We start from the raw sequence: 14,022 nt of genomic DNA, 5'->3' as shown, positions 1-14,022 counted from the left end.
ATCTTCACCGATACGCGCGATGACAGCGTGGGCGGCGATACCAACGGCGACGGCAACACCACCACCCCGACCCCGACGAACAGTTCATACTCGCGCGTGAGCGTCACCGGTGGAAAATCTTCGCGATTCGACTATGTGGTGTTCAACAATGCTGATGTCGGTTTGTTTGTCGGCGAGTTCACCGAGGTTACGGTGCTGAACAGCAAATTCGTGAATACTCAGATGGCAATCGATGTGGCTGCCGCAGGGTCTGCCGATGCAGGAACGGGCTACCTTTATTCGAATCTTCCGTGCGCGCCGCCCTTCGATTCGCAAGTGAATGTCTGGAATACCTGGTTCGGGAAATTCGGACTGCCCGGAGTAGCCTCCGATATTTCTTCGCTAGGCGGGGTTCTTGTAGACGGAATTGGAAACGAGGGAATGTCTTTCGCTTACGATCAGATGGCGGGTCAGATCGAACTCCGCGGTCAGAATGCGTTCAACGCAACACCGTGGGCCTACTACAAGTGCGCCACTCCAACTGTGCCACCTATTCCGATCGCGTTTCCGTGGACACCCGTAATCGTGAACACTCCAGCGCTCGTTGAATGGCTGCCGGCGGTCGCCGACGTACGCTGACACATTCGCAAATCACATGCGATAAGCGTGCACCAGCATTCGAGCCAATGCGGCAGCGCTGGGGGCCCCGATGAATTGGCAACACCGGAAATACTCGCGTGTAAGCCGTCCGAGGCGTGCAGCTCTTGCGAACGTTCGGGTCTGCTGTCGATCACGACTCCAGCATGCCTCGGATCGCCATCTACCAAAGAGATCGAGCCCTTGGTGAAGAACTGGCCGACTCGATCACAACCGATCTTCACCAGTTAATAGAGCACTGCCAACCCCTACCCTTTAGGCATGAGAGACGACGACTCGCCTAGACGCGGAAAGCTCCTGCGACCCGAAGTGATTTTGGCGGGGACAGTCGTATTCGTTGTCATCGCCGTCGCCGTCGCGATCATCATTGTTCCTCAGTGGCTTTTGAACAACTGGATGAGCGAACAGCCCCTCGATGCCGCGACAGTTCGCCTTGCAATGGGCGCCGCCACACAGACGGGTCTGCTGTCGGTTTGGTTGACTCTGACGTGCCCCATGGTTCGGTTACCTATTTTGATGTGAAGATCAGGCGGAAATGGGTGTTGCTGGGAAGCCCCATCACCCCGAATCGTGACGGGCTTCGGAATCTCTGGCTTTTTACTCCGAGGCCGTCGGCCGGTGTCTTTTACGCTCTCACCATGCCCCGACCAAAGAACCTCTCTCCTCGGGAGCGTGTGCCGGGCTGGCCAGAGACCCCGACCGAGGATGCTGTCGCAGAGGTTGCGCGCAGATTCGGTATGAATCTGCGGGCGGAGCTTCAGGGTGTAAGTCTTCGTGAAGCGGCCTCTCGTTGCGGGGTCGATCACACCACGATCTTTTCGATTCTTGATGGCAGGTCCTGGCCGGAGCTAGAGACGATTGCAAAGCTGGAGCTCGGGATGGGTGTGTCGCTCTGGCCCGTCCATGACGGAACTACAGAAGTCAACGCGACCTGATCCGCTTGACCCTCCGACACGTCGTGCGGGGTGTCCCTTGAAGCCGCCCGCTGCGTTGCATGGGACTTCGGAGGGTTCGGATACTAGATGATCTTCTTCGGGAACTGACTTCGCAGACGGCCCGCTCTGAGCGTCTTCATTCTGCCCAAACAGCGGCGCCCACTCGTAGATCGCGACCGCCCTCGATCGCAGCTCTCCCAACATTTCCGCGAGTTCCGTCAGCACCCGCCAGGACCGGCTGGTACCTGTCGCTCGGTCATGCACCAGGCGCGAAGGAGGTCTTAGGAGATCGCGGTTCCGGCATCAACTGCGGATATCTGAGGATGGCGATTTCCGGGGATGTTTTGCGGTCGGAGTGTGGCATCCCGCAGGTTGTATTCGGCAAGGATCTCCGAGGGGCAACGGGTGCATGCGGCTTTGGCGATCAGGAGGGTGATCCGCCAGGGGACAACCAGAGTTGATCCATCGAGGAAGCTCGCATCGTCTGCAGGGAGAGCGTCGGCCGGAAGTCCGACAAAATCCGCAACGCCATGGATACTGCGGATCAGCGTGATGCCAACGGCCTCTCAGGTCGGCTCGGCTAGCCGCTTGTCGATCAGCGGCCGAAGACAACGTTGCGAGCAAAATCTGCTGACTGATCCTCCAAGCTCCAAAGCTGCCGGACGGTCACCCACCGGGCTTCTGCCTGCCGGAAGTCATCCAGCTCGTCCCACCGACACGTCCACCACTTCAGAGAAATCCACTCCCCGGGCCCTCGACGTCCAGCTTTTTCGCTCTACTTGTAGCAGCCGCCGCGATGCTCCCTCGGGGCAGGAATCTATGGGCGCAGCTCCCTGGCGGGGGTCTGCCGCCGATGGCACATAGCCGCGAGTTTCGCCCGGTCCCTCCTCGACCCCAACCGGCTTCACGGCTTTCGCATAGAGAGTGTATGGCCTCCGTATCGAGAGGCCTGTACCCAAAGGACACCACCATGAAATCGCAAGAGCATAACTTCATCCCGGCCAGCAGAGAGACGGCCTACCTGGACAGCCTCGCCAAGGCTCTCGACCCGAAGAACCCAAGCGCTGAAGGCATCTTCATCACTCACTTTCTCGCCGAGATCGAGGAGGCTTTGACGCGAGACGTCCCGGTAGCTGACCTGGCCATCAGCCTCCGCGAGGAGTACGACTTCATGACCTCACACGATGGACGGTGCATGGCCTCTGAGCTTCCTTGGGACGAGGATGAGAACTGGTCCGACGCTTTCGAGTTGGCCTTGACCTGCCATAAGGACAACATTCAGGAAGATGGCAGCGTTCTCCTCGATGCCTACATCACCGCAAAAAGAAGCGACGTCACACACGGCAGGGGATGTCACGGAAACGCGGCCCGCGGGGAGATGCGGATGATTCTCGAAGAACAAGGCGCCTCGTACTGCTGGGACGAAGAAGAGTTCTCCATGCTCCTGGTGATCGACAGCGAACAACCCGACACCATCGCAGCACTTCCCGACGTCGCGCGCATGTGCGGGTGGGTCACGTTCGTCCAAGGAGATTTCTTCGACGAAACCCAGAACGTCGAACCGGACAGCACCCACAAAGGCGTCTACGAGCTCGACCTAGATAGCCACAGTGAGGCGCGCTGGTGGAAGCTCAGCCGTGCCACCGCAGTCCTGAATGCGCTGTGGGGTCCTGCCAACGCGGACATCACGCCAACCCTCATCAACCCCGTCCCCGAACTCGGAGGGAACCGCACCCTCACCGAAGCCGAGTACGGTGCGCTTGTCAGCGTCGAACTCGAGGCACTGCACGTTCCTCACGCCATCATCCATGTCCGACACAACCGAATCGCACTCGTCGCACAGTGGGCGCACGGCGTCGAGCCAAAGTTGGTGGCAACCGCCGTCGCCGAGAGCCTCTCACTCTAGGATTCTGCGGGCTGCGCGAGGTGGAGAAAAGATGGGCTCCTAGAAAGACTGCGTCCAGCCGAACTGACAAGTTGTGGTCAATTACTGACCGTTCGGCCTAGACAGCCCGGGAGCTTATCCAAGCTCCCGGGTCTATGGACTGCTGAGGGTTGAATTCAGGAAACCAAAAGCTACGGCAGTCCCCGACTTCATTTCTCCAACTTCTGACCGGACGGGCCCGCAAGAAGCGCGACTTCTGCTGCGCGGCCAGGTATCGATGAGCTAACCCGCATCGGATCCCAACGGTGACGGTCTTTCCGAGGCCAGCTCCACCAGTGCCTCTACAGACCGAGTGAGTTCAGCCAGTCGCTCACTCAATTCCGTCAAGCGTTCCTCTGACCGACCTCGGTCCCTCGATGCATCGCGCGATGCCCACGCTCTGAGGAGCTCGTAGGACGGCGCGATTTCCTTGTCGATCGCGATCTGGTCGCTCTGTGTAAACATGCTGCCGTACCGGGATGTTCGCCCACGTTTGGCCTCCCACACATCACACTCGGCAAGAATCTCGCCCGGGTATCTGCGGCAAGCGCTTGTGACGATGAGAAGAGTGATCGGCCAGGGCACGACCAAGTCCGGACCGTCGCAGAAACTTGAGCCGTCGGTCAGTAATGCTTCAGCGGGCAGATCGAGGAAAGCAGCCAGGGCTGCGACGTCATGAATAATCGTTATGCCGTCTTCCCGAAATGTCGGCTCGGCGATCCTCGCGTCGATAAGGATGTTGAAAGCGGTCATCAGCGCGTGTTCCGCTGGTCGCTCACGAAGATCGACGGTGGAGATGTTCTCCCACGAGGCTTCATTGCGCAGGAATTGCTCCACTTCGCTCCAGACTACTTTCAAGCGAAGGAGCGGAACCCACTCCCCCGCGCCCAGATCATCTGGCGATGTGATCAGCGCTTTGCGACGAGTTCCCCGCTCGATTTCGATGACCAGCTTGGGCATCAGCTCAGACAGCTTGCTGGCCCGGTAGGCCCATACTTCCCCTGGCATGGCGGTTACTTTCGTCGACATCTGATTCTCCGTCTGCCCATTTGGTCAACTTTTTGAGTGACGCATCTCCCGCTCGTTGCCCAGCCGGATGCTTGACCACTGAACGTCAAGACACCCGCCGTCCCATGTACGTCACTTCATTGCGTTACGACGCTATTCGGGTACCTGTCGATTAGTTCCTCACCGAGACAGCGCCGCGTGCAAGCGCGTTGGCTTCTCGACGCTTGACAGGAGGTCCGCGCCTGCGCGACGCAATGTCTGTGTAGAAACTGCGAGAGGCCATCACACACGAAAACGTTGGTTACGGCGCCCGATGTGACCGGAAGGCCGCCACTCGGGCAACGCTTTGCTTGCCCGCGAGAGTATCCCCAAAAACAACTTTACTTTGTATAGAAGTATTTGAACAAAGTATGCTTTTCTTTTATGAAGCGAGAGCGGCACTACTCCCCCGAGACGCATCGGGCACTCTCCGTATTGGGAAAGCTGATCGCTGCTGAGCGACGACGACAGAGACGGACCCAAGTCGACCTCGCCGGGAGAGCCGGGATCTCGCTTCCCACACTGTCGAAGATTGAGCGTGGCTCCGCGAGTTCAGAGATCGGTTCAGTTTTCGAGCTCGCGACAATTCTGGGCATCCGTCTGTTCCCTGACGTAGACGACGTCCGCCTCGACCAGCGCCTCGCCTTGACGCCCTCATCCGTGAGGAATTCGCTTGCACCAGTGGATGATGACTTCTAATGGCCGATCACGCGTATGTGTGGATCTGGCTGCCCAATAAGACCGAGCCAGTGGTTGCGGGGCGAGTCCAACAACATCCATCCTCTGCCCGCCAGGCCAGCTACTCGTTCATTTATGGACGCTCCTACCTTGCCAATCCGGATGCTCTGCCTCTCTTCACAGAACTGCCGCTATCCTCCGGCGAACAGTTACCGACTCCTGGGTTGGACATCGCGGGGGTCCTCCTCGATGCGACACCAGATAGCTGGGGTCGTCGAGTTGTCAACGAACAGGTCCTGAGTTCGCATACGAGTCAGTCCGAACCCGCGGAGCTCGACCTGCTCACTTATATGCTTCGTTCCGGATCCAATCGGATCGGAGCTCTCGACTTCCAGCCCTCGGCCACCGAATACATCGAGCGCGGCTCTGACCACCAGCCAACGGTGGGTGAACTGATGGACGCCGCAGAACTCATTGAACGGGGAGAGGTGATATCTCCCGGGTTGGCGGATGCGCTCTTCCTCGCCAGCTCAGTCGGCGGAGCACGGCCAAAAGCAGCATTAGTGAATGAGCGGAAGAGCCTCATAGCGAAGTTCCCTAGCTCGACCGACCAGTACCCCATGGTCAAATACGAAGCCCTCGCGATGGACCTCGCCCGCCGAGTCGGCATCCGAACCGCGGGGACAGAACTCCTTCACACAGCCGGACGCGATGTTCTCTTAGTGGAACGCTTCGACAGGCCCGGCGACGGAACCCGGCGCATGCAGGTCTCAGCACTCACCGTCCTCGGGGTGAATCCCGACACTGCCCGGAGCGCGACCAGCTACCCCGCCCTGGCAGACAAGATACGATCGTCCTTCACCGATTCCAAAGCGACGCTGCGAGAGCTCTTCGAGCGGATCGTATTCAACGTCATCATCCGAAACACTGACGATCACGCCCGAAACACCGCAGCATTCTGGGACGGAACAGCACTTACCCTCACTCCGGCATACGACATCACACCATCCCACGGCCGGCGAGACTCCGTCGCCTCCCACCCGATGGCCATCACAGCCGACGGAGACAACAGGTCCCTGCTCGCAGTCTGCATCAGCGCAGCCGCGGTCTTCCAGCTATCTGAACCGGAGGCTCAGGCCATCGTTGATCATCAGGTGGAGATCGTGCAGACTCAATGGCGAGACGCAGCAGACAAGGCTCAACTCACGGCGCGCGAACGCGACGCACTCTGGGAAAAATCGATCCTCAACCCCGCCATCTTCTGGGACAAGTGATAGCAGACATCTCGAATGCGCCGGCACCTGTCTAATCGGACATGTAGGGGCAGCCTGATGCGCATGCCTGAGATTGAGGTTGGTTGAAGTTCATCCCATAGGTGACCGTAGACCATGGGATGCTAAACAAGTTCACGTCCCAGCGCAAGCTCGATCTGAGCGCGAGAGTCGGGGTCGAGCTGACCTCGCTTCGCTAACGTCCTCTGCTTCGAGAGCCACATCGCGAGATAATGTTCCTCTCGCTCCATGGCACTAACTGCTTTCCTAATCTGCTTCTGTCTCGGATCACGACCGTGAGTAGATACAAAATCCGTCAACCGTTCAACGTTGGGCCGCGGCCGGGGTCGAGGTTCCGACGTGTCCCAACCAGCAATGGCCTCCAACTGAGATATCCGCTCGGCTGTTGGCCGATTCCGGCCCGAAACGCCCCTTATCAGGCGCCTTTGCTCAATGCCCCACTGTCCTAATTGTCGCTCTCTGGGTTCTTTCGAATGGCTAGAGGGCCTTCGCTCCTCCGCTTCAAAGAAAGCACCAAAATCAGAAACATTCGCAGCCCAAGCATCTGCGAGCGGTGTCCAACTAAAGGTTGGGAGAGCTTCCAACCTAGACACCTGATGATCGGTCAAATTTGCGCGATTATTCCTTTGGCCGTGAAGAAAATTGGCTAGCCTCGCAATTCGTGGAACCACCTGGTCAGGAGTGAGCCCAGGGTTATTGGTCGGTAACTCTCCAGTCGCCGACGCAAAAAGTTCCAAATCGCTCATCATGTCCTGCCAGTTCTGTGCAACCACGACGTGACGTTACTAGCGAACGAAAGGATCGCTCGAATTGACGCCGCATTCTGATCGACTGCTGTCGGCTGATGCCCTGAACCTTGGCATTTCTGTTCCCGGGGAAGCGGATCAGCCTTCCTAAGCTGTCTCCACAGGAGTTCCTTGGCTAAGTTGCCTCGGTTGCACGCTGGGACGACTCATCGGTTCGGGCCGACCTGATGCTCACCGAAAGTCGTAAACACACACAGAGCCGGTGAATCGAATGAGGTTGCTTACGATGCGGGCGCCAACGAAATTGATCCCGAGCGGCACTCTCAGCAGAACTGGCATGCGAGTTATGGCAGGCTACGAGTCTCCCCGCTCCACCGCCGATGCCCATACCCACGCCCGGTGCTCCTCCCCCGCCGGTGTCTTCCATCTGACCGCCACCGCCCGGGGAGTCCAAGCAACAATGTCGACGTCGAGTTTAATCGCACCGCTGGCGTAGCGAACCCACGCCCGTGCCCGCACGGGGACCGGCGTTCGGGTCAGAGGCTGAACCTCGAGTTCCAGCTCACGGTCGGTGAGGGTCTGCGGGACCCCGCGCATCGTCATCTCGTCAACGCGGACACTCATGCGCGCGTCGATCTGTGCGGCGTAGCGTTTGTTTGAACCGATGACTGTGCTCCCTGTGAGAGCGTCCGGCCACGCTAGATGATTCTAAACGTCGTCCTCCGACGTTCCTCTAGCTTGCGAAGCTCCGCGAGGGCCTTCATGCCCTGCACGACATCGGGATCGGAGTCCGGAAGATCCCCGGGGGCGAAATCGAAGTCGGCGTCCTGCTCCTTCTCCGGATCGTTCGTCATGTGGCGAGCATATGACCAAGCGAATCAGCGCGCATCAGTGGCATCTCACAGCCAATGCCAGCTTGGAGTCTCGGCCAGTCGATCGAGACGATGCTTAGGAAGACGACGAAGCCGGCGGAGGTATCGCTGGCGAATCGCCCACGCTGCGATTCTCGTTTCGGCTATGTCTGGAGCTGCGTACATCGGCTCACGCTGGTGCTCGTTGACGAAGTCGATCCATCGTTGGAGTTGGCGATCCCAGGCGTCGTCGTGTGGGCGCCATTCGAAGTTATTCAGGGACTCGAGAAGGGTCACCCTCTCGGGTGCGAGGCGCAGTTGATGGCGGCGTTGCTCCCGAAGCCACCCCGCCAGTCGCAGCTCATCGTGTGTTGACGGCCATTGCGAGCTGGCAGGAAAACGAAAGTTCGTAGAAACGAACTGAGCCAGTGCCTCGAAGTTCGCCATCCAACGCTCGACTTGGCTCGATCCTCGCACCCGAGAAATCTAGGGAGGTGGGTGTGTTCTTGTTCCTCACCGTGCACGCAAAGGTGCTTGGGCGTGGTTCCCAAAATACGCGCAAATTTTGTCGACCAACAGTCTGGAAATACGGCGGAAAAGAGCGGAAGGTTACAAACCCCGGAGATGCCGCACTCATGCCCACCATGAGTGCGGCAAAAGTGTACTCAACCGCCTTTATTGCGCGGTCAATGTTGTCGAATGGTCCGCGGCAACGTTCGCCCAGTTTGAAACGCGATGTCAGCCGCCCACGCGGGTGCTGTCCAACGCGCTATTCGTTCTATGTCGGTTTGTCGGGAAGTCTTTCCGCAAGCTGATCTGCGAGAGGACAGAACATGACTATGCAAGATGTTGGATCTTCATTCGACGGGTGGGATGATGAACCTCGCCCCCGGTCTGAGGAGCTGAGAGAAGCCCAAGCTGTTGCGGCACGCAAAAGTCCCATCACTCGTAGGGGATACGCATACGATTTCGGATCGTTCTCGAGATGGTGCGCCGAAAATGGTGTCGAATCAATGCCTGCCACTCCGACAATCGTGGCGGAATATATCCGCGGCAAATCGACCCAATGCCCGCGCGGGAAAAGTGCCCCATACGCGTACAACACTCTCACCCGCTTCGTGTCTGCGATAGATCACTATCACGCGCTGAATATCTATCGTGTTCCAGGTCGGTCCCGGTGCGTCACTAGCGCACTCAGGAACGCTATGCACACCAATCCTCCGGGGAAGAAGCGAAAAGCATTTACAGTCGACGACATCGTCCGCGTCCTGAATTCGATGAATTTCACTGCCGGACGTGCTTCACTGAAAATCTTTCGGGATGCCGCGATAGTTCTTGTGGGATTCAGTGGAGGATACCGTCGCGGGGAGATTTCCGGCTTCGAGAGGCGCGATATCGACTTCGGAATCGATGGAGTTGTAATTACGCTCCCTCGATCAAAGACCGATCAGATAGGAGTCGGACGTGTTGGCGGCGTTTTTCGGTCCGACGCTCCGCGCTATTGCGCGCCGTGCGCACTGGCACGGTGGATGGTTCTTTCAGATGCCTACGCCTTAGAACGCACAGATCTCGACAAGCTCCTACAAAAGTTTGATCCGGCGAGAGCAACTAAACATCTCTGCAAGAAGGCCTTGAAGTTTCAGGCGTTATCCCCTGACGCTCCAGTATTTCCCAGCCTGATACACAACAAGATCAAAAAAAAGGGGATTCCTGTAGCCGACGTGAACCGGGCGGTACAGCGGTATTCCGTGCCGTTGGGATATCCCGCAAGCGAGTATGGGACACACTCCTTACGCGCGGGTTTTGTGACCACGGCTCTCGACAATGGTGCGACGGTCGAGGAAGTGATGAGGCAGACAGGACACAAGAGCCCAATGATGGTCATGCAGTACTACCGCAGCCATATCGTTCTCTCGCTCAACGCCGGACGACGAGTGACCATTAGTGGGAAACGAAGTGCCGATACGAAAGACCGTCAGGTCGCTCGAGAGCCGCATGCTTCGAAGAAGCCAAAAGCTCGACGCAAGTCGAAGCTAAGACACACGGAACCTAGTGTGTCGGATGGCCGCGCCAAGGCTGCAAAGCTTATGGACCTCACCAGTAATAAGGTCAACGCTGGAGGCACACCCACACGGAAATGATCCAATCGCTCCGGCTGCTCGAAAGGCTCCCGAACTATCTCGCCCTTTTCGATTCCACCAAATCCACCCACATGCTCGATCCCTCAGCCTCGAAATACGGTAACTGCGGTTCTTGCTGAGTGATCGCGTCAAAAAGTTCGAAGGCGATGACATCGATGTGGTTTAGGACGTCTTCGAGCCACTCCACCCTTTCATCGTCGTCTAGCCCGCCAGTATTCATAACCGCGTCAATTGCTTCTCGGCGTGCGGCGTCGACGTTGGTAACTCGCATGCGGATCACCCACGTGATTTGCACCAGTTGAGCTGCGTCATCTGCTTCGTCTAAAGATTCCGGGGCTGTCTCGTTCAACATCGTCTCCAATTCCTGGTGGAATCGAGACCCTACGCATTCAAGACGATCGGTATTCCTCACCTTTAAAGCATCCCGAGGCCTGGCTCCGCGCGTGTGCCCCTGCGGGCTGCATAAACCGCTCCATTCCGTCCGTGTCCACAAACATGGTCATCGACTTCACCTTGAAGTACGGCACTTCTGGCTCTTGCTGGATGTCCGCGAAGAGTTCGAAAGCTATGGCATCGAGCTTCGTTATGGCGAAATCTTCGAGCCGGATACTTTTTTCCTCGTCGTCGAGCTCGTTTCTATTCTCGACTGATTCGATTGCTGCTTGGCGGGCTTTCTCGACATCGGTTACTCGCATTGTGACCAACATCGTGATCTGCACGAGTTCATCTGCATTGTCTTCGGGGCTGGGCTGTTCGGGGGCTGTGTCGTTCATCATCGTCTCCGGTTCATCGTCGAATCGGAAACCTACGTTTTATGTACGATCCTCGTTCCTCACCTTTGAAGCACCCGGGAGCGCGTCTTTTCCTTCGGGAGCTCACTCGCGGCGGTGAGCCTGCGTTTGGCGGGCAGAAAACGCAGCAAGAGATCTCTCACGCGGGTCAGAGCTTCGATGCCGGGGACGCCTCCCCATGAAGTCAACGAACGCCTGAAACTCCGCGGCCTTCAGTTCTCGCGCCGAGTCCAATGGGCTCCAGTCGAACCCCTCGATACTTTCCAACCTGAGCCGCTGGTACTCGCAGTGCAGATCCCTGGTGCGGGGCCGGCGCTGATACCGCAGCCAATCCGCAAGTGCCTGCTCGACTGAGTTTGAGGCCATCCGGGCTGCCCGGGAGTTGCGTACCGGGATTCGGCGATTCTCCTGGACGAAAGCATCGACTGCGAGAACCGCCCGGATCCAGGAGATGGCACGGAGCGGCCGGCTCGATGCCGTCCTAATCGCGGCCTGTTGCTCTTCCTCGATCGCGAAGTACAGCAGCGACAGTTTCTCTTCCGAGCTCAGTCGGGTTGTCCTGCGTTGCAGTTCGGCATACCGCTCGTGCAGGGCAGTGAGTTTCGGCATCAGATCGCTTTCTGACACCGCGCGATGTGGTGTCAGAAGGTCTGTGCGCGGCAGAGGCCTCTAACGTGAGGCCCACTAAACCCCTGCTGCCTTGCCAGTAGAGACTTTGATCCGAGGGTCCCAGGTTGGACCCGACGGGCACACCATACCTATTGGTGGTCGGGCCCTTGTTTCTTCCCAATGCACTATCTCGCATAAAGGAAAGCGCTCACGAGACGCTCGAGTTCCGGTTTCTCGAAGAGCACAACGAACTGGAACGGGCCAGCTCATCACTAATTCTGAAGCGGCCCCTGTTCCCGAGCAAGTGCTAGGTATGCGGATCTCCGGGATCGCCCTCAACCCGAATAAATGATGTCGCGCAAGACGGTAAGCGAGGTCCCCCGCCCACTCCAGTTTCAGCCGTAGATGAAACGTTCGAGTCCGGGGGTTCTTTAGCTTCACCGAGGTCGCGGCGAGGTAGCTGAGGTTTAGAACCCTCCGCCGCTGGGTCGCATCCAGGCGTTCACGCCAGTTGCTCGGCTGGCCGCTGTGAACTGGTCTTGCGGGTCAGAGACGCCAGCGCGGACTGTCTCGTCGCGCACTTGAGGCTGTCTGCGGCGCACTCTCACCACCAGCGCAATCGAGCCTACGATGAGCACTGCCAAGCTCGCTGCGGCAAATTCGACCACCAGTTCCATGCGGCAATTATGCTCCTAACCCGACGAAACCGAAATCATAGTTCGCGCATGTCTCACCCCTTAAAGTCGACTGCGCTGTCTCGACCCTTCAGTCATGGAGCTGACTAGAGGGCTCTGTGATGGTGTCGAGGTCTTGGACGTGATGCTTCCCGTCGATTCTCGGTGTCGATTGTTCAGGCTCGTGCGAAACTCAGGCATGACGATCGATGAGTGGTGGCCGGTACTGGGACTCGACTCGCGTAAGTGGCTCGTGACTAACAACGGCGACGAGGTGATCGCCGACGTGGCTGCCGCGATCAACGCGGCTGGCGGGTGCGCGACGCCGGGGACCCCGTTGGCTGACGAAGAGATCGATTGGATCGAAGCGACGGCGAACGGCGAAGTGAGTTGACGAGGTTGCGTTAATTTCGGACATGGTTCTGGCGCCCTTAGTGTCTACACCTACGGCTCGACCGTGGCCGGTATCAGGTACGTCGGCAGCGGCCGGCCCAGAGGAGCTCTCCGACCACCCGCAACCGTCGAACACCGTCGACTGGCTTCAAAGGTCTTCGCGATGGGATCGCCTTTGTGCAACCGCCGGCGCAGCGTTGATGCCGTTGACCTCGTCTTAGGTCAACGTTCTTGAATTCATTCAACCGAGAGTGACAGAGATCAACTGTGGAATATTTCGAGCGGTGCTCTAATCGCGAGGCTGAGCGCTCGCCTACATCAAGCGCGCCCACCGTTCGCGAACCTCGCTTTGGCAAGTTTTGCTACGACCGAATCGGGAACGTCTCTATTGCCACACTCACTGACATATGCCTCAAGGATGGCAAGCTCACCAACGCGATCGCCCAACCGCCGCGTCACAGCGGCAAGCTGTTCAGTTAGCCACGGATCCGCAGGGACATCTATCAATGCGGCTTCACGACTTGCCGCCGCCCGGCACTCGACAAGGAAGTCACGCGCCTCCTCGAGCCGCTGTTGACGCTTCAACTCCGCAATTGATGGTTTCCAGTTGGCCCAATACTCACCTCTCACCGTGCCGGCCTCACGACGCGCGGCCTTGACGGCATCGCGGGCCTGGCGATCAGAAACTTTCTGGGCACTTGCGGCGGCCTTCTGAGCCTCTCGTGCTTCGATCTCCCGGCGCTGCCCCGCGTAATCCTGCTCGTCCTCTGATGTGCCCTGGAAGGCGATGGTGACGCGAACCCTCCAGGTACCATCATCTACGCGAGCCCAGACCCTGGCGGGGGCAACAGCGACTGCACCCCGACCGAGTCCTCGACAGGCAGCAGCCACTCGCGCGGCATAGTCCGCCGGAACGTAACCAACGTGTTCACCGCGAATCACAACTTTCACAGCGTTGCGGTCGTATTGATTTCCGGGTTCTGGCACAAGATGAGCTTGCTGCATCGTTACGCCCCCTTCCGGGAGACCGATGCCCATAAAGACTCGGGAGACCTCGGCCCGACGATATGCCTCGCCCTCCACCTCGATGTCGGACCAGCCCGCACCGATCGTGACTTCGCGCTGGGGGCCGGCCGATGGTTCTGCGCCGCCCAACAAGCGGGTCAGGAATCCTGCCACAATGCCTCCTTGATGAATTGAATCTAGACGATGAACGTATCTAGGTTTTTCCTTCAGCAACGGCCTCCAGACCCAAAAGCGCCGATCTCCCAACGCGAATCACTTGGTTCAAACTTGGAGTCCGCC

At 58.4% G+C, this 14,022-nt stretch carries 17 protein-coding genes; 8 read left to right on the top strand and 9 right to left on the bottom strand.

The window, feature by feature from the left end; translation table 11 throughout:
• The 4 genes from IEW81_RS11830 to IEW81_RS11815 all read left to right on the top strand — a co-directional run.
• A partial coding sequence (locus IEW81_RS11830; protein ID WP_188732723.1) for a hypothetical protein occupies positions 1-618 on the top strand: 618 nt, incomplete at its 5' end.
• 279 nt (positions 619-897) lie between these two features.
• Positions 898-1,158, top strand: a complete 261-nt coding sequence (locus IEW81_RS11825) for a hypothetical protein (protein WP_143544693.1) — start codon at positions 898-900, stop codon at positions 1,156-1,158.
• 116 nt (positions 1,159-1,274) lie between these two features.
• The gene (locus tag IEW81_RS11820) at positions 1,275-1,571 is read left to right on the top strand and encodes a helix-turn-helix domain-containing protein (RefSeq protein WP_143544694.1); all 297 of its coding nucleotides are present in this window, start codon (positions 1,275-1,277) and stop codon (positions 1,569-1,571) included.
• A 928-nt stretch (positions 1,572-2,499) separates the two neighbouring features.
• Positions 2,500-3,477 carry a hypothetical protein gene (locus IEW81_RS11815; RefSeq protein ID WP_143544695.1) on the top strand — a complete coding sequence of 326 codons (978 nt, stop codon included), beginning with the start codon at positions 2,500-2,502 and terminating at the stop codon, positions 3,475-3,477.
• Between the two features lie 261 nt (positions 3,478-3,738).
• Here the strand turns inward: IEW81_RS11815 and IEW81_RS11810 are convergent, their stop codons facing one another.
• Complete coding sequence (locus IEW81_RS11810) at positions 3,739-4,524, bottom strand: hypothetical protein (RefSeq protein WP_097061149.1); 786 nt, start codon at positions 4,522-4,524, stop codon at positions 3,739-3,741.
• A 402-nt stretch (positions 4,525-4,926) separates the two neighbouring features.
• Here IEW81_RS11810 and IEW81_RS11805 point away from each other — a divergent pair, with 402 nt between their 5' ends.
• Both IEW81_RS11805 and IEW81_RS11800 read left to right on the top strand, forming a co-directional pair.
• Complete coding sequence (locus IEW81_RS11805; RefSeq protein WP_097061150.1) at positions 4,927-5,241, top strand: helix-turn-helix domain-containing protein; 315 nt, start codon at positions 4,927-4,929, stop codon at positions 5,239-5,241.
• Positions 5,241-6,494, top strand: coding sequence for a type II toxin-antitoxin system HipA family toxin (locus tag IEW81_RS11800; protein WP_097061151.1), 1,254 nt, complete (start codon positions 5,241-5,243; stop codon positions 6,492-6,494). Before IEW81_RS11805 ends, IEW81_RS11800 begins: the two co-directional genes overlap by 1 nt.
• Positions 6,495-6,616: 122 nt before the next feature.
• On the opposite strand, the gene IEW81_RS14820 is transcribed toward IEW81_RS11800, so the two are convergent.
• The 4 genes from IEW81_RS14820 to IEW81_RS14785 form a co-directional block, all read right to left on the bottom strand.
• On the bottom strand, positions 6,617-7,285 hold the full coding sequence (locus IEW81_RS14820) for a Helicase associated domain protein (RefSeq protein WP_505952475.1): 669 nt from the start codon (positions 7,283-7,285) through the stop codon (positions 6,617-6,619).
• Between the two features lie 327 nt (positions 7,286-7,612).
• Complete coding sequence (locus tag IEW81_RS11795; protein WP_218840033.1) at positions 7,613-7,882, bottom strand: hypothetical protein; 270 nt, start codon at positions 7,880-7,882, stop codon at positions 7,613-7,615.
• A 74-nt stretch (positions 7,883-7,956) separates the two neighbouring features.
• Complete coding sequence (locus IEW81_RS11790) at positions 7,957-8,112, bottom strand: hypothetical protein (protein WP_179691873.1); 156 nt, start codon at positions 8,110-8,112, stop codon at positions 7,957-7,959.
• A gap of 45 nt (positions 8,113-8,157) precedes the next feature.
• A complete protein-coding gene (locus tag IEW81_RS14785) occupies positions 8,158-8,556 on the bottom strand; it encodes a Helicase associated domain protein (protein WP_143544696.1) in 399 nt (132 codons plus the stop codon).
• 758 nt (positions 8,557-9,314) lie between these two features.
• Between IEW81_RS14785 and IEW81_RS11780 the strand changes: the two genes are divergently transcribed.
• Entirely contained in the window at positions 9,315-10,250 is a 936-nt protein-coding gene (locus tag IEW81_RS11780; RefSeq protein WP_179691874.1) for a site-specific integrase, read from the top strand.
• Positions 10,251-10,284: 34 nt separating this feature from the next.
• Here the strand turns inward: IEW81_RS11780 and IEW81_RS11775 are convergent, their stop codons facing one another.
• The 3 genes from IEW81_RS11775 to IEW81_RS11765 form a co-directional block, all read right to left on the bottom strand.
• Positions 10,285-10,602, bottom strand: a complete 318-nt coding sequence (locus IEW81_RS11775; RefSeq protein WP_097061154.1) for a hypothetical protein — start codon at positions 10,600-10,602, stop codon at positions 10,285-10,287.
• A gap of 37 nt (positions 10,603-10,639) precedes the next feature.
• Complete coding sequence (locus tag IEW81_RS11770) at positions 10,640-11,023, bottom strand: hypothetical protein (RefSeq protein ID WP_143544698.1); 384 nt, start codon at positions 11,021-11,023, stop codon at positions 10,640-10,642.
• Between the two features lie 102 nt (positions 11,024-11,125).
• Positions 11,126-11,650: a hypothetical protein gene (locus IEW81_RS11765; RefSeq protein ID WP_097061156.1), complete on the bottom strand. Its 525-nt coding sequence runs from the start codon at positions 11,648-11,650 to the stop codon at positions 11,126-11,128.
• 873 nt (positions 11,651-12,523) lie between these two features.
• Here IEW81_RS11765 and IEW81_RS11760 point away from each other — a divergent pair.
• Positions 12,524-12,718 carry a hypothetical protein gene (locus IEW81_RS11760; protein WP_097061469.1) on the top strand — a complete coding sequence of 65 codons (195 nt, stop codon included), beginning with the start codon at positions 12,524-12,526 and terminating at the stop codon, positions 12,716-12,718.
• 317 nt (positions 12,719-13,035) lie between these two features.
• Here IEW81_RS11760 and IEW81_RS11755 read toward each other — a convergent pair whose 3' ends face one another.
• A complete protein-coding gene (locus IEW81_RS11755) occupies positions 13,036-13,956 on the bottom strand; it encodes an HIRAN domain-containing protein (RefSeq protein WP_218840035.1) in 921 nt (306 codons plus the stop codon).
• Positions 13,957-14,022 lie beyond the last annotated feature (66 nt).

This window comes from Salinibacterium xinjiangense, from assembly GCF_014645015.1.
Classification (GTDB): Bacteria; Actinomycetota; Actinomycetes; order Actinomycetales; family Microbacteriaceae; genus Rhodoglobus; species Rhodoglobus xinjiangensis.
Note: the sequence above shows the minus strand (reverse complement) of the source record. Positions and strands in the feature narration are given on the sequence as shown.

Bases quoted from the DNA above. Each gene is read 5' to 3' on its own strand.
- IEW81_RS11795 (WP_218840033.1), bottom strand. From the start codon at position 7,882: ATGAGTGTCCGCGTTGACGAGATGACGATGCGCGGGGTCCCGCAGACC.
- IEW81_RS11815 (WP_143544695.1), top strand. From the start codon at position 2,500: ATGGCCTCCGTATCGAGAGGCCTGTACCCAAAGGACACCACCATGAAA.
- IEW81_RS11770 (WP_143544698.1), bottom strand. From the start codon at position 11,023: ATGAACGACACAGCCCCCGAACAGCCCAGCCCCGAAGACAATGCAGAT.
- IEW81_RS11825 (WP_143544693.1), top strand. From the start codon at position 898: ATGAGAGACGACGACTCGCCTAGACGCGGAAAGCTCCTGCGACCCGAA.
- IEW81_RS11810 (WP_097061149.1), bottom strand. From the start codon at position 4,524: ATGTCGACGAAAGTAACCGCCATGCCAGGGGAAGTATGGGCCTACCGG.
- IEW81_RS11775 (WP_097061154.1), bottom strand. From the start codon at position 10,602: ATGTTGAACGAGACAGCCCCGGAATCTTTAGACGAAGCAGATGACGCA.
- IEW81_RS11790 (WP_179691873.1), bottom strand. From the start codon at position 8,112: ATGACGAACGATCCGGAGAAGGAGCAGGACGCCGACTTCGATTTCGCC.
- IEW81_RS11805 (WP_097061150.1), top strand. From the start codon at position 4,927: ATGAAGCGAGAGCGGCACTACTCCCCCGAGACGCATCGGGCACTCTCC.
- IEW81_RS14785 (WP_143544696.1), bottom strand. From the start codon at position 8,556: ATGGCGAACTTCGAGGCACTGGCTCAGTTCGTTTCTACGAACTTTCGT.
- IEW81_RS11765 (WP_097061156.1), bottom strand. From the start codon at position 11,650: ATGCCGAAACTCACTGCCCTGCACGAGCGGTATGCCGAACTGCAACGC.
- IEW81_RS11800 (WP_097061151.1), top strand. From the start codon at position 5,241: ATGGCCGATCACGCGTATGTGTGGATCTGGCTGCCCAATAAGACCGAG.
- IEW81_RS11820 (WP_143544694.1), top strand. From the start codon at position 1,275: ATGCCCCGACCAAAGAACCTCTCTCCTCGGGAGCGTGTGCCGGGCTGG.
- IEW81_RS11780 (WP_179691874.1), top strand. From the start codon at position 9,315: ATGCACACCAATCCTCCGGGGAAGAAGCGAAAAGCATTTACAGTCGAC.
- IEW81_RS11760 (WP_097061469.1), top strand. From the start codon at position 12,524: ATGACGATCGATGAGTGGTGGCCGGTACTGGGACTCGACTCGCGTAAG.